The sequence below is a fragment of the Streptomyces cyaneofuscatus genome, assembly GCF_000718135.1.
Taxonomy (GTDB): domain Bacteria; phylum Actinomycetota; class Actinomycetes; order Streptomycetales; family Streptomycetaceae; genus Streptomyces; species Streptomyces cyaneofuscatus.
Window position 1 is genome coordinate 691,678 of record NZ_JOEM01000001.1, and the last position, 11,996, is coordinate 703,673.

Annotated in this window: 16 protein-coding genes and 3 tRNA genes; 7 read left to right on the forward strand and 12 right to left on the reverse strand. The window is 71.1% G+C overall.

All coding sequences use genetic code 11. From position 1 onward, the window contains the following. The first annotated feature begins 88 nt into the window (after positions 1 to 88). The gene (locus tag IF17_RS0103325; protein ID WP_018510608.1) at positions 89 to 1,102 is read left to right on the forward strand and encodes an adenosine deaminase; all 1,014 of its coding nucleotides are present in this window, start codon (positions 89 to 91) and stop codon (positions 1,100 to 1,102) included. Here IF17_RS0103325 and IF17_RS0103330 read toward each other — a convergent pair. Then, positions 1,095 to 1,685 (reverse strand): TetR/AcrR family transcriptional regulator, encoded by a 591-nt coding sequence (locus IF17_RS0103330; protein WP_030561929.1) that lies wholly within the window; start codon positions 1,683 to 1,685, stop codon positions 1,095 to 1,097. The two genes, IF17_RS0103325 and IF17_RS0103330, sit on opposite strands and share 8 nt — an antisense overlap. 85 nt (positions 1,686 to 1,770) lie before the next feature. Here IF17_RS0103330 and IF17_RS0103335 point away from each other — a divergent pair, with 85 nt between their 5' ends. After that, positions 1,771 to 2,406, forward strand: coding sequence for an NAD(P)-dependent oxidoreductase (locus tag IF17_RS0103335; protein WP_030561931.1), 636 nt, complete (start codon positions 1,771 to 1,773; stop codon positions 2,404 to 2,406). 67 nt (positions 2,407 to 2,473) lie between these two features. Here the strand turns inward: IF17_RS0103335 and IF17_RS0103340 are convergent, their stop codons facing one another. From IF17_RS0103340 to IF17_RS0103365, 6 genes are all read right to left on the reverse strand, one after another. Then, the gene (locus IF17_RS0103340) at positions 2,474 to 3,529 is read right to left on the reverse strand and encodes a UDP-N-acetylmuramate dehydrogenase (RefSeq protein ID WP_030561933.1); all 1,056 of its coding nucleotides are present in this window, start codon (positions 3,527 to 3,529) and stop codon (positions 2,474 to 2,476) included. A 151-nt stretch (positions 3,530 to 3,680) separates the two neighbouring features. Next, entirely contained in the window at positions 3,681 to 4,109 is a 429-nt protein-coding gene (locus IF17_RS0103345; protein ID WP_030561935.1) for a MaoC family dehydratase, read from the reverse strand. Further along, positions 4,109 to 4,561 carry a MaoC family dehydratase N-terminal domain-containing protein gene (locus tag IF17_RS0103350; protein ID WP_030561938.1) on the reverse strand — a complete coding sequence of 151 codons (453 nt, stop codon included), beginning with the start codon at positions 4,559 to 4,561 and terminating at the stop codon, positions 4,109 to 4,111. Before IF17_RS0103350 ends, IF17_RS0103345 begins: the two co-directional genes overlap by 1 nt. Before the next feature lie 117 nt (positions 4,562 to 4,678). After that, the gene (gene rpmG, locus IF17_RS0103355; protein ID WP_003956487.1) at positions 4,679 to 4,843 is read right to left on the reverse strand and encodes a 50S ribosomal protein L33; all 165 of its coding nucleotides are present in this window, start codon (positions 4,841 to 4,843) and stop codon (positions 4,679 to 4,681) included. Positions 4,844 to 4,931: 88 nt separating this feature from the next. Further along, positions 4,932 to 5,004 (reverse strand) — tRNA-Met (locus tag IF17_RS0103360). A gap of 45 nt (positions 5,005 to 5,049) precedes the next feature. After that, a tRNA-Thr gene (locus IF17_RS0103365) sits at positions 5,050 to 5,122 on the reverse strand. 286 nt (positions 5,123 to 5,408) lie between these two features. On the opposite strand from IF17_RS0103365, the gene IF17_RS0103370 reads away from it, so the two are divergent. Continuing rightward, on the forward strand, positions 5,409 to 6,686 hold the full coding sequence (locus tag IF17_RS0103370; protein ID WP_030561939.1) for an amidohydrolase family protein: 1,278 nt from the start codon (positions 5,409 to 5,411) through the stop codon (positions 6,684 to 6,686). 34 nt (positions 6,687 to 6,720) lie between these two features. Continuing rightward, positions 6,721 to 7,377 carry an SDR family oxidoreductase gene (locus IF17_RS0103375; protein WP_030561941.1) on the forward strand — a complete coding sequence of 219 codons (657 nt, stop codon included), beginning with the start codon at positions 6,721 to 6,723 and terminating at the stop codon, positions 7,375 to 7,377. Positions 7,378 to 7,458: 81 nt separating this feature from the next. Here IF17_RS0103375 and IF17_RS0103380 read toward each other — a convergent pair. Beyond that, positions 7,459 to 7,540 (reverse strand) — tRNA-Tyr (locus tag IF17_RS0103380). Positions 7,541 to 7,707: 167 nt separating this feature from the next. On the opposite strand from IF17_RS0103380, the gene IF17_RS0103385 reads away from it, so the two are divergent. The 3 genes from IF17_RS0103385 to IF17_RS0103395 all read left to right on the forward strand — a co-directional run bounded on the left by IF17_RS0103385 (position 7,708) and on the right by IF17_RS0103395 (position 9,637). Next, the gene (locus tag IF17_RS0103385) at positions 7,708 to 8,196 is read left to right on the forward strand and encodes a YajQ family cyclic di-GMP-binding protein (protein WP_018510616.1); all 489 of its coding nucleotides are present in this window, start codon (positions 7,708 to 7,710) and stop codon (positions 8,194 to 8,196) included. A 215-nt stretch (positions 8,197 to 8,411) separates the two neighbouring features. Beyond that, complete coding sequence (locus IF17_RS0103390; protein ID WP_030561943.1) at positions 8,412 to 8,939, forward strand: methylated-DNA--[protein]-cysteine S-methyltransferase; 528 nt, start codon at positions 8,412 to 8,414, stop codon at positions 8,937 to 8,939. 14 nt (positions 8,940 to 8,953) lie between these two features. Continuing rightward, positions 8,954 to 9,637, forward strand: a complete 684-nt coding sequence (locus tag IF17_RS0103395) for an alpha-ketoglutarate-dependent dioxygenase AlkB family protein (RefSeq protein ID WP_030561945.1) — start codon at positions 8,954 to 8,956, stop codon at positions 9,635 to 9,637. A gap of 13 nt (positions 9,638 to 9,650) precedes the next feature. On the opposite strand, the gene IF17_RS0103400 is transcribed toward IF17_RS0103395, so the two are convergent. The 4 genes from IF17_RS0103400 to mscL form a co-directional block, all read right to left on the reverse strand. Next, positions 9,651 to 9,923 (reverse strand): GlsB/YeaQ/YmgE family stress response membrane protein, encoded by a 273-nt coding sequence (locus tag IF17_RS0103400; protein WP_015610677.1) that lies wholly within the window; start codon positions 9,921 to 9,923, stop codon positions 9,651 to 9,653. A gap of 85 nt (positions 9,924 to 10,008) precedes the next feature. Further along, entirely contained in the window at positions 10,009 to 10,401 is a 393-nt protein-coding gene (locus tag IF17_RS0103405; protein WP_030561948.1) for a YccF domain-containing protein, read from the reverse strand. Then, the gene (gene htpX / locus IF17_RS0103410) at positions 10,398 to 11,261 is read right to left on the reverse strand and encodes a zinc metalloprotease HtpX (protein WP_030561950.1); all 864 of its coding nucleotides are present in this window, start codon (positions 11,259 to 11,261) and stop codon (positions 10,398 to 10,400) included. Before htpX ends, IF17_RS0103405 begins: the two co-directional genes overlap by 4 nt. Positions 11,262 to 11,502: 241 nt before the next feature. Next, entirely contained in the window at positions 11,503 to 11,958 is a 456-nt protein-coding gene (mscL, locus tag IF17_RS0103415; RefSeq protein WP_030561952.1) for a large conductance mechanosensitive channel protein MscL, read from the reverse strand. Between the last annotated feature and the right edge of the window lie 38 nt (positions 11,959 to 11,996).

Consider the following 11,996-nt stretch of genomic DNA (forward strand, 5'->3'; position numbering starts at 1 on the left):
CCTCGGCCGGGGGCTCTTTTCGTCTCAGGCCCACTCCAAAGAGGAAAGCGGCTTCCGCTCCGGCCCGCCCGTGCGGCAGGATCTTCAAATGGAGCGTGATGTACGTCTGTTGCCCAAGGCCCACCTGCACCTGCACTTCACCGGGTCGATGCGGCCCACCACCCTGCTCGAACTCGCCGACAAGTACGGGGTCCACCTCCCCGACGCGCTGACCGGCGGCGAGCCGCCGAAGCTGCGGGCGACCGACGAGCGCGGCTGGTTCCGCTTCCAGCGGCTCTACGACATCGCCCGGTCCTGCCTGAGGTCCCCCGAGGACATCCACCGCCTGGTCCGCGAGAGCGCCCAGGAGGACGTCGCGGACGGTTCCGGCTGGCTGGAGATCCAGGTCGACCCCACCTCGTACGCCCCGCTGCTCGGCGGACTGATCCCGGCGATCGAGATCATCCTCGACGCGGTGGACAGCGCCGCCCGGGACACCGGTCTGGGGATGCGCGTGGTGATCGCCGCGAACCGGATGAAGCACCCGCTGGACGCCCGGACCCTGGCGCGGCTGGCCGTGCGGTACGCGGACCGGGGCGTCGTCGGCTTCGGGCTCTCCAACGACGAGCGGCGCGGGATGGCCCGTGACTTCGACCGGGCCTTCGCCATCGCCCGGGAGGGCGGCCTGCTGGCGGCCCCGCACGGCGGGGAGCTCGCGGGCGCCTCCAGCGTGCGCGACTGCCTGGACGACCTGGACGCCTCACGCATCGGCCACGGGGTCCGGGCGGCCGAGGATCCCCGGCTGCTGGAGCGGCTGGCCGAGCGCCAGGTGACCTGCGAGGTCTGCCCGTCCTCCAATGTGGCGCTCGGCGTCTACGAGAAGGCCGCCGATGTCCCCTTGCGCACTCTGTTCGACGCGGGGGTGCCGATGGCGCTGGGCGCGGACGACCCGCTGCTGTTCGGATCCCGGCTGGCCGCGCAGTACGAGCTGGTCCGCCGCGACCACGGGTTCACCGACGCGGAGCTGGCCGAGCTGGCCCGCCAGTCGGTACGCGGATCGGCGGCGCCCGTGGACGTACGGGACAAGCTGCTGTCCGGGATCGACGACTGGCTGGCTAGCTGATTCCGGCCAGCAGGGTGCGGGCGAGCGAGGCGGCGAACGCGTCCAGTGGCTGCGGGGGCGTCCCGCCGGGGAGCGCGTCGTAGGCGAAGGCCCGCTGGGCGCAGGCGCCGAGCAGGAGTGAGGCGGCCGCGTAGGTGTCGGCGTCCGCTCGCACCCGGCCCGCGCGCTGTTCGGCGCGGAGGTACGCGTCGAGCCCCTGGATGGGCAGGTGGGGGCCGGCCCCGAGCTCCCGCAGCCCTTGTTCGTGGCGCCGCTTGAGCTGCGGTTCGGCGTACAGGGACGCGGCCATGGGGAACGTCTGCTCGTAGAAGAGCGCGGCCTGCCGGGCGACCTCGGTGAGGTTGGCCTCGACGCCGCCCTCCCCCGGGACCAGGTCCCCGAGCAGCCCCCCGAGCTTCGGCAGCCGCTCCTTGAGGACGGTCACGAAGAGCTCCTCCTTGCTGGGGAAGTACTTGTAGAGCGCCGCCTCCGAGCAGCCGGCCGCCCGCGCGATCTCCTTGGTGGTGGTCCGGGCGAGGCCGATGGAGCCCATCAGTTCGTGGGCGGCGTCGACGATGCGCACGCGGGCCGGCTTCGGCTCCATAAAGGGCTCTCCTGCGGCTTGACGGGTGGATGATCAGTCACTCACCTTAGAGGTGAGTGAACACCCACCCACCTGAGGAGGGCGCATGCGGCTGACGGTGTTCGGAGCGACCGGGGGTGTCGGCCGGGAGATCGTGGGCCAGGCGCTCGCGGCGGGCCACGAGGTGACGGTCGTGGTCCGCGACCCGGCGAGGCTCCCGGAGGCGTTCGACGCCCGGGCGCTGGGCGGGGCCGTGCCGCTGGACGACCCGGCGGCCGTGCGTGCGGCGGTGGCGGGGCGGGACGCGGTGCTCTCGGGGCTCGGCTCGCGCAGCCGGAAGGCGGACGGGGTCGCCGAGCGGCTGACCGGGCGGATCGTCGACGCGATGGAGGCCGAGGGGGTGCGCCGGCTAATGGTGGTGAGCGCGGTCCCGGTCGGGCCGGTACCGGCCGGTGAGCCCTTGGTGGACCGGCTGGCACGCAAGGCGATCGGCGCGGTTCTGGCGGACCTGTACGCGGACCTCGCACGGATGGAGGCGGCCCTGGAGCGCAGCGCCACGGACTGGACCTCCGTACGGCCTCCGAAGCTGACGGACGGGCCGTGCACGGGCGTCTACCGCGCGGTGGTGGGCGGCGCGCCCGTCAGCAGCCGGTCCATCTCCCGGGCCGATGTGGCGCACGCGATGCTCGGGCTGATCGACGACCCGGCGGCCGTGCGGCAGGGCGTGGGCATCGCCTACTGAGCTGCCTCATAAGGTCACGCGCACGCTTATAGGGTCACGTACACGCTTTACAGGGGCGCGCGCACGCTTACAGGGCGACGCCGACCGTCACCGGCTCGTTGACCAGGGTGACGCCGAAGGCCGCGTGGACCCCGGCGACGACCTCACGGGCCAGCGCGAGGAGGTCCTCGGTGGTGGCCTCGCCGCGGTTGGTGAGGGCGAGGGTGTGCTTGGTGGAGATCCGGGCCGGGCCGCTGCCGTACCCCTTGGTGAAGCCGGCCCGGTCGATCAGCCAGGCCGCCGAGGTCTTGGTGCGGCCGTCCCCGGCGGGGAACGCCGGGGGCGTCACGTCCGGGCCGAGGCGCTCGTGGACCCGCGCCAGGAAGTCCTGGAACGCGGCCTCGTCGAGGATCGGGTTGGTGAAGAAGGAGCCCGCGGACCAGGTGTCGTGGTCGTCCGGGTCCAGCACCATGCCCTTGCCGGCGCGCAGCTTCAGCACGGTCTCCCGGGCGGCGGATGCGGCGACGCGCTCGCCCTGCTCGACGCCCATGGCCCTGGCCGTCTCCGGATACGCGAGGGGCGCGGAGAGGCCGCCCGCCTCCTCCAGCTCGAAGCGGACCCGGAGCACCACGAAGCGGTCGGGCTCCGCCTTGAAGCGGCTGTGCCGGTACGAGAAGGAGCACTCCGCGTTCGGAAGGGTCACCGTCTCCCGGGTGTGCCGGTCGTAGGCGACGACCTCCGTGATGGTGGAGGACACCTCCTGCCCGTACGCCCCGACGTTCTGGATGGGCGTCGCGCCGGCCGAGCCGGGGATGCCGGCCAGGCACTCGATGCCCGCGAGGCCCGCCTCCACGGTCCGGGCGACGGCATCGGTCCAGACTTCCCCGGCCGCCAGCTCCAGCGACGTACCGGAGAGCGTGAACCCCTTGGTGGCGATCCGCAGCGCCGTGCCGTCGAAGCCCTTGTCGCCGATGACCAGGTTGGAGCCGCCGCCGATGACCAGCAGCGGGGTGCCGCTCGCGTCGGCCTCGGCCACGGCGGCGACCACCTCGGCGTCGGTGGTGGCCGTCAGGAGCCGGGTGGCGGGGCCGCCGAGCCGGAAGGTGGTCAGGGGGGCGAGGGGGGCATCGTGGAGTTCCTGCACGGGGACAAGAGTACGGTCCGTGGCTCCGCCGCTCGGGCGGGGCCACGGACCGTACAAGGTTCCGCGTGACCTGTAAGGCAGGCGCGAGGACCGGACAGCTTCCGCGTGACCCACAGGGGAGCGCGAAAGCCGTACAGCCGGCGCGTGGCCCTCAGGCGAGCCGGACGACGGCGCGGGACATGCCCAGCACCTTCTTGCCGTCGCACACGGCCACCAGGTCCACCCGGACCAGGTTGTCCTCCAGCTTGGCCGCGACCTTGCCGCTGACCTCGATCAGCGCGCCCTTGTCGTCGTTGGGCACGACGACCGGCTTGGTGAACCGCACCCCGTAGTCGACGACCGCGCCCGGGTCCCCGGCCCAGTCGGTGACCACGCGGATCGCCTCGGCCATGGTGAACATGCCGTGGGCGATCACATCCGGCAGCCCGACCTCGACCGCGAACTTCTCGTTCCAGTGGATCGGGTTGAAGTCGCCCGACGCACCGGCGTACCGCACGAGCGTCGCCCGCGTCACCGGGAACGACTGCGCGGGCAGCTCCGTACCGACCTCGACCGACCCGTAGGAGACCTTCGCCGTCATCACGCCTCCTCGGCGGCGCGTGCCACCAGCTTCGTGAGCGCCGTGACGACCAGCTCGCCGGCCTCGTCGTGCACCTCGCCGCGGATGTCGACGATGTCGTTGCCCGCCATGGACTTGATGGTCTCGATCGTGGAGGTGACCGTCAGCCGGTCCCCCGCCCGCACCGGACGCACGTAGGAGAACTTCTGGTCGCCGTGGACGACCCGGCTGTAGTCCAGGCCCAGCTGCGGGTCCTGGACGACCTCGCCGGCCGCCCGGTAGGTGATGGAGAAGACGAACGTGGGGGGCGCGATCACATCGGGGTGGCCGAGCGCGCGAGCCGCCTCCACGTCGACGTACGCCGGATGGGTGTCACCCACCGCCTCGGCGAACTCGCGGATCTTCTCCCGGCCTACCTCGTACGCCGGGGTGGGCGGATACGTCCGGCCCACGAAGGACTGGTCGAGCGCCATGAGCTCGCTACCTCCTGCTGGAAATGACGAATAAGGGCACGCCCCTGCGCGGGGGACCACCCCGGACAACGACACGAGGCCGCCCCCAGAGGGGACGGCCTCGTGTACGAGCCTGATTCAGCGCGTTTCGCGGTGCGCGGTGTGCGAGTTGCAGCGCGGGCAGTGCTTCTTCATCTCAAGACGGTCCGGGTTGTTACGCCGGTTCTTCTTGGTGATGTAGTTCCGCTCCTTGCACTCCACGCAGGCCAGCGTGATCTTCGGGCGGACGTCGGTGGCAGCCACGTGAGTGCTCCTTGGACGGACGATGGACGGATGAACGCATAAAAGAGTAGCCGATCGAAGGACCGACCCAACAATCGGCTACCGTTAGTAGCGGTGACCGGACTTGAACCGGTGACACAGCGATTATGAGCCGCTTGCTCTACCGACTGAGCTACACCGCTTTGATGATGAGTCCCCCCGCCGAAGCGGGGTTTCCCGATCACCAGAGCCCCAATGCGGAATCGAACCGCAGACCTTCTCCTTACCATGGAGACGCTCTACCGACTGAGCTATTGGGGCGAGCGAGGAAGACATTACACGCTCTCCGGCCGATCGCCCAAATCCGTTTCGGCCCCACGCTCCGGCCGCCGGTCCGGGCTCGCCCACACCCCCTGATCAGGCCTTGATCCAGCCCGTGTCCGCTTCCGGACGGGCCCCTTCCCCGCGTCGGCGCGGGGGTACCGGTACGACTAATGGGCTCTTCCCGGAAGCCGCCGTGCCACGCGTCGCGGACCCGGTCATGATCGACGGGACCACCTCCAGGCTCGACCGCTCCGCGCGGCCGTGCACCCCTCCCAGGAGCGCGATGCCCGACAGCCGGCCGCGGCGGCCCGACGACAGCGCACCCGACAGCGCCGAAGCGGCCACCACCGACCCCGCCCCCGCCCTCGTCCTGAGCGGCGCCCGCCTGACCGACGGCCGCGCCGTCGACGTACGCCTGAGCGGCAGCCGTATCGAGGCCGTCGGCACCGCGGGCAGCCTCACCGCCCGGGGCCCCCGCATCGACCTGCGCGGCTACCTCCTGCTCCCCGCCCCGGCCGAGCCCCACGCCCACGGCGACACCGCCCTCACCGCCGATGGCGTCGGACCCGCCTCCGACCACCCCGAGGACATCCAGCGCCGCGCCACCGAGGCCGCCCTCCTCCAGCTCGGCCACGGCGCCACCGCCCTGCGCGCCCACGTCCGCATCGGCGACGTCCCGGGCCTCGCCGCGCTGGAGGCCGTCCTGCAGGCCCGGCGGGCCCTGCGCGGCCTGGCCGACCTGACCGCGGTCGCCGTCCCCCGCCTGCTCACCGGCATCGCCGGGGCCGACGGCCTCGCCATGCTCCGCGACGCCGTGAAGATGGGCGCCACGGTCGTCGGCGGCTGCCCCGACCTGGACCCCGACCCCACCGGCTACACCGCGGCCGTCCTGGAGGTCGCCGCCGAACACGGCCGTCCCGTCGACCTGCACACCGACGGCGACGACCCGGCCCGCCTCGCCCGCCTAGCCGCCATGGCCGGGGGCCTGCGCCCCGGCGTCACCCTCGGCCCCTGCGCCGGCCTCGCCCACCTCCCCCTGGAGACCGCGAGCCGGGCCGCCGACCAGCTGGCCGCCGCCGGGGTCACCGTCGTCTGCCTCCCCCAGGGGAGCTGTACGGTCTCAGAACGCCGCACGACCGCCCCCGTACGACTCCTGCGCTCCGCGGGCGTACGCGTGGCGGCGGGCAGCGGCGCACTGCGCGACACGGCCAACCCCGTGGGCCGCGGCGACCCGCTGGAGGCGGCGTACCTCCTCGCCTCGCAGCACGGCCTGCGCCCCGAACACGCCTACGCCGCGGTCTCCACCACCGCCCGCGCCGCCCTCGGTCTGCCCGACGTCCGCGTGGAGGCGGGCTTCCCGGCCGAACTCCTCGCCGTACGCGGTGAACAGCTCTCCGCCGCGCTCTCCCTCGCCTACAGCCGGATCGTCATCCATCGCGGCCGGATCGTCGCGCGCACCAGCGCCGTACGCGAGTACTGCGACTCCGACCCCGACGCGATCGCCGGCCCCGATCTCCCCCGCCAGGGGCGACCCGACTCCGGTGGCGGGCCGGGGAGCTGAGCACACGGCGGCCGTCGGGCGTACGGTCGGAGGTATGCGCATTGTCATCGCAGGTGGACACGGACAGATCGCACTGCGGCTGGAGCGGCTGCTCGCCGCACGCGGGGATGAAGCCGTCGGGATCATCCGCAACCCCCAACAGAGTCAGGACCTCACCGATATCGGCGCCGAACCCGCCGTGCTGGACCTCGAATCGGCCTCCGTGGAGGAGACCGCGGAGGTGCTGCGCGGGGCCGACGCGGCCGTCTTCGCGGCGGGCGCCGGACCGAACAGCGGCACCGCCCGCAAGGACACCGTCGACCGGGGCGCCGCCGTCCTCTTCGCCGACGCGGCCCAAGCCGCGGGCGTACGCCGGTACATCGTCGTCTCCTCCATGGGCGCCGACCCCGACCACCCCGGCGACGAGGTGTTCGACGTCTACCTGAGGGCGAAGGGCGCGGCGGACGCCGACGTACGCTCCCGCTCCGCGCTCGACTGGACGATCCTGCGCCCCGGGATGCTCACCAACGACGCGGGCAACGGACAGATCCAGCTCGCCGCGAAGACCGGGCGCGGCCCGATCCCGCGCGACGACGTCGCGGCGACGATCCTGGAGCTGCTGGACACCCCGGCGACGGCGGGTCTGACCCTTGAGGTCATCTCGGGGAACGTGCCGGTCACGGTGGCCGTGAAGGACGTCGCGGGCAACTGACGGAGCGGCCGACCACTGCCGGAAACTGTCGTGAACGAGGAAGCCCCCGACCAGAAGGACTGGTCGGGGGCTTCGTTCGCGTGGCGGCGCCAGGGTTCGAACCTGGGTAGGCTGAGCCGGCAGATTTACAGTCTGCTCCCTTTGGCCACTCGGGCACACCGCCTCGAACGACGCGTCGGATCTCCACTGGTGAGCTCCTTGGCGACGACGTAAACAATACCTGATGGCCAGGGGTGCTCCGCCACCTCATTGATCAGCAGCCGGACGGTGCGGCGGTGGCTAGGCTTTGCGCTGTATCCCACGCACATTCGACGCAAGGAGCCACACGTCATGGCCGACTCCAGTTTCGACATCGTCTCGAAGGTCGAGCGGCAGGAGGTCGACAACGCCCTCAACCAGGCCGCCAAGGAGATCTCCCAGCGTTACGACTTCAAGGGCACGGGCGCCTCGATCTCGTGGTCCGGCGAGAAGATCCTGATGGAGGCGAACGGCGAGGAGCGGGTCAAGGCGATCCTCGACATCTTCCAGTCCAAGCTGGTCAAGCGGGGCATCTCGCTGAAGTCGCTGGACGCCGGTGAGCCGCAGCTCTCCGGCAAGGAGTACAAGATCTTCGCCACCATCGAGGAGGGCATCTCCCAGGAGAACGCCAAGAAGGTGGCGAAGATCATCCGCGACGAGGGTCCCAAGGGCGTCAAGGCCCAGGTCCAGGGTGACGAGCTGCGCGTCAGCTCGAAGAGCCGGGACGACCTTCAGGCCGTGCAGGCGCTGCTGAAGGAGAAGGACCTCGACTTCGCCATCCAGTACGTGAACTACCGGTAGCCGGTAGGACGACTCGTGAGCGAGAAGGGGCACGCCGTCGGGGGCGATCTCGACGGGGTGCCTCTCCGCGTTCATGGGGGTGCGCCCGAATCCGGTGCGCCTGGCTCCGTGTCCGAAAACCGCCGGTGGTGGGGGCGGGGTGCGGAGCAGACTGGCCGGTGCGGGCCCGGGTTCGCCAGGTCCGCGGTCCGTGTCGGTAAGGGAAGTGAGCGGTCGTGACGACGGTGTACACGCGGGTGGCCAGTCCGCTGGGCGAGTTGCTGCTGGTGGGCGAGTCGGACGGGACGGCCGAGGGGCTGCGGCTGGTGTCGCTGTCCGTGCCCGGGCAGAAGGGCGGCGCCGTCGTCCAGGACGGCTGGCTCCGGGCGCCCGAGCTGTTCGCCTGGGTCGTCGCGCAGTTGGAGGCGTACTTCGCGGGTCGGTCGACGCGGTTCGACGTGCCGGTCGCGGAGGGCGTGGGTACGGAGTTCCAGCGGCGCGTCTGGGAGGTGGTCGAGTCCATCCCGTACGGGCGGACCCTGTCGTACGGGGAGGTCGCCGCGCGGGTCGGGGCCTCGGGCGCGGGGGTGCGGGCGGTGGGGACGGCGATCGGGCGCAACCCGCTGCTGGTCGTGCGGCCGTGCCACCGGGTGATCGGCGCGGACGGGGCGCTGCGGGGGTACGCGGGTGGCCTGGAGCGCAAGCAGTTGTTGCTGGGGCTCGAAGGAGCCGCGTGCGCTTCGGGTGTGCGGGCCGGCGGCTGAAGGTGGCGTGACGGATGGTCTCGCGTGGGGTTCCGGCGGCGTCGGGCGGGCTGTTCCCCCGGCCCCGGCAGGTGGTCGCGCCGGGTGCCGTGCACGTACCGGACTGGCTCCCGGTGGAGCGGCGGCGGGAGTTGGTGTCGGCGTGCCGGGATTGGGCGCGGGGGCCGGTTCCGCTGCGGCACACGGTGTTGCCGGGCGGCGGCGTGATGTCGGTGCGGACGGTGTGCCTGGGCTGGCACTGGCAGCCGTACCGCTACACCCGTACCGCCGACGATGTGAACGGTGCCCCGGTGGCCCCGCTGCCGCGGTGGCTGGTCGCGCTGGGGCGTGCGGCGGTGGCGGAGGCGTACGAGGACGAGGGTGCGGCGGAGGCGTTCACTCCGGACACCGCGCTGATCAACTTCTACGACGACGCGGCGCGGATGGGCATGCACCAGGACAAGGAGGAGCGGTCGGGCGCTCCCGTCGTGTCGTTGAGCATCGGGGCGACGTGCGTGTTCCGCTTCGGGAACCCTGAGAGTCGCGGGCAGCCCTACACGGACGTGGAGTTGGTCTCCGGGGACCTCTTCGTCTTCGGCGGCCCGTCGCGCTTCGCGTTCCACGGGGTGCCGAAGGTGTACGCCGGATCGGCCGACCCGGATGCGGGGATGCGGGCCGGCCGGCTGAATGTGACGTTGCGGGAGACAGGGCTGCGCTGAGCGGCGTTCGCGGTCAGCGGCGTTCGCGGGAGTTGCCGAAGAGCAGCCGGTAGAGGATCAGCAGGACCAGGGAGCCGGCGATGGCGGCGATCCAGGTCGCGGTGTCGTAGAAGTCGTTGCTGATGGGACGGTCGAGGAACTGGCTGGAGAGCCAGCCTCCGACGAAGGCACCGGCGACGCCGATGATGGTGGTCCCGATGATGCCGCCCGGGTCACGGCCCGGGAGCAGGATTTTGGCTATGACTCCGGCGAGCAGCCCAAGAATGATCCAACCGACAATGCTCATGTCGCTGCTCCTACCCTCTGCCTGGTCTTGGGACACAAGACGCAGCGAGCAGGTGTTCGGTTGCTGACCGGCTGCTTCCCGGCTCCTAGCGAGCGGCGAACGGCTGGTCCGTGCGGACGATCTCCTTGCCGAAGGGCAGGAGCGAGACCGGGATCAGCTTGAAGTTGGCGATGCCCAGGGGGATGCCGATGATCGTGATGCAGAGGGCGATGCCGGTGGTGATGTGGCCGAGGGCGAGCCACCATCCGGCGAGGACCAGCCAGAGGACGTTGCCGACGCAGGAGGGCGATCCGGCGTCCCTGCGGTCGACGACGGTGTAGCCGAAGGGCCAGAGCGCGTACACCCCGATCCTGAAGGCGGCGACGCCGAACGGGATGCCGATGATGGTGATGCAGAGCAGAACGCCTGCGAGGAGATAGCCGAGGAACATCCAGAGGCCGCACAGGACGAGCCAGATGATGTTCAGGATGGTGTTCATGGGCGGCGACCTGCCATCTGTTCCAGTCGGGAGATGCGCTCCGCCATCGGCGGATGGGTGGAGAACATCCTGGCCATCCCCTGTCCGGGACGGAAGGGGTTCGCGATCATCATGTGGCTCGCGGTCTCGATCCTGGGCTCCGGGGGCAGCGGGAGCTGTTTCGTTCCTGCGTCGAGTTTGCGCAGGGCGCTGGCGAGGGCGAGTGGATCCCCGGTGAGCTGCGCTCCGGAGGCGTCGGCCTCGTACTCGCGGGAACGGCTGACCGCGAGCTGGATGACGGAGGCGGCGAGCGGCCCCAGGATCATGATCAGGAGCATACCCAGGAGGCCGGGGCCTTCATCGTCGTTGGAGCGGCCGATGGGGATGAGCCAGGCGAAGTTGACCAGGAACATGACGACGGAGGCGAGGGCTCCGGCGACGGAGGAGATGAGGATGTCCCGGTTGTAGACGTGGCTGAGCTCGTGGCCCAGGACCCCGCGCAGCTCCCGCTCGTCGAGGATCTGGAGGATGCCCTCGGTGCAGCAGACGGCCGCGTTGCGCGGATTACGGCCGGTGGCGAAGGCGTTGGGCGCCTGGGTCGGGGAGATGTACAGGCGGGGCATCGGCTGGCGGGCCGCGGTGGAGAGCTCGCGGACGATCCGGTAGAGCTGTGGCGCCTCGAATTCGCTGACGGGGCGGGCCCGCATCGCCCGCAGGGCCAGCTTGTCGCTGTTCCAGTAGGCGTAGGCGTTGGTGCCGACGGCCACGACGAGGGCGATGACGAGGCCCGTACGTCCGAAGAAGCTGCCGATGATGATGATGAGTGCGGACAGGCCCCCGAGGAGTACGGCGGTTTTCAGCCCGTTGTGCCGGCGGTGCACGGTACGCCCTCCAAGTGGTGCAGCAGGGGAACCCTTTGCATGGTGGTGCTCCACTCCCCCAGTGGAGCCTCCCGTACTGGTCAACGCCAGGCGAGGGGAGCTAGTTCCCTTGTGCGTGCGGCCGGAGGGCGGGGCCGTTCCGGCGTGATCCGGCCGGTTCCGGATCCTGGCCCGTACGGCATGGCACTGGGCCGTACGGGTGGCGGGGCGTGCGTGCGTCAGCGCTCGACGGGCAGAGGGCTCAGCGCTGCACGGGCAGCTTGGCGAGAGAGACGGCCTCGGGGTCCGGTTCGACCTCGCTGGTGCAGTGCGCGCAGCGGGAGGCGACGGCGGGGATCGCGCTGAAGCAGCGCGGGCAGTCGCGGAGGGCGGCCTTGATGTCGACCTCCTCCTCCTTGGTGAAGCGGTTCTGCACCTTGGCCATGGGGACGACGACGCAGAAGTAGAGGACCGCGGCGGTGATGATGAAGGCGATCGCGGCCGCGAGGAACTTCCCGTACGGGAAGATCGCGCCCTGGACGGCGAACTCCGCTGTGCTGAAGTCTCCGACCGAGCCGGTGGCGAGGCCGATCAGCGGGGTGATGAAGGCGGTGCTGAAGCCGGTGACGACGGCGGTGAAGGCTGCTCCGACGGCGAGGCCGATCGCCATCGAGATGACGTTTCCGCGCAGGATGAAGTCCTTGAACCCGTTCAGCACTGCTCTCTCTCCTCTATGGATTTCGTACGTCTTCGCCC

Excerpts from the sequence above, each read along its gene's own strand:
- IF17_RS0103325 (WP_018510608.1), top strand. The coding sequence starts at position 89 with ATGGAGCGTGATGTACGTCTGTTGCCCAAGGCCCACCTGCACCTGCAC.
- IF17_RS0103330 (WP_030561929.1), bottom strand. The coding sequence starts at position 1,685 with ATGGAGCCGAAGCCGGCCCGCGTGCGCATCGTCGACGCCGCCCACGAA.
- IF17_RS0103335 (WP_030561931.1), top strand. The coding sequence starts at position 1,771 with ATGCGGCTGACGGTGTTCGGAGCGACCGGGGGTGTCGGCCGGGAGATC.
- IF17_RS0103345 (WP_030561935.1), bottom strand. The coding sequence starts at position 4,109 with ATGACGGCGAAGGTCTCCTACGGGTCGGTCGAGGTCGGTACGGAGCTG.
- IF17_RS0103350 (WP_030561938.1), bottom strand. The coding sequence starts at position 4,561 with ATGGCGCTCGACCAGTCCTTCGTGGGCCGGACGTATCCGCCCACCCCG.
- IF17_RS0103370 (WP_030561939.1), top strand. The coding sequence starts at position 5,409 with ATGCCCGACAGCCGGCCGCGGCGGCCCGACGACAGCGCACCCGACAGC.
- IF17_RS0103375 (WP_030561941.1), top strand. The coding sequence starts at position 6,721 with ATGCGCATTGTCATCGCAGGTGGACACGGACAGATCGCACTGCGGCTG.
- IF17_RS0103385 (WP_018510616.1), top strand. The coding sequence starts at position 7,708 with ATGGCCGACTCCAGTTTCGACATCGTCTCGAAGGTCGAGCGGCAGGAG.
- IF17_RS0103395 (WP_030561945.1), top strand. The coding sequence starts at position 8,954 with ATGGTCTCGCGTGGGGTTCCGGCGGCGTCGGGCGGGCTGTTCCCCCGG.
- IF17_RS0103400 (WP_015610677.1), bottom strand. The coding sequence starts at position 9,923 with ATGAGCATTGTCGGTTGGATCATTCTTGGGCTGCTCGCCGGAGTCATA.
- IF17_RS0103405 (WP_030561948.1), bottom strand. The coding sequence starts at position 10,401 with ATGAACACCATCCTGAACATCATCTGGCTCGTCCTGTGCGGCCTCTGG.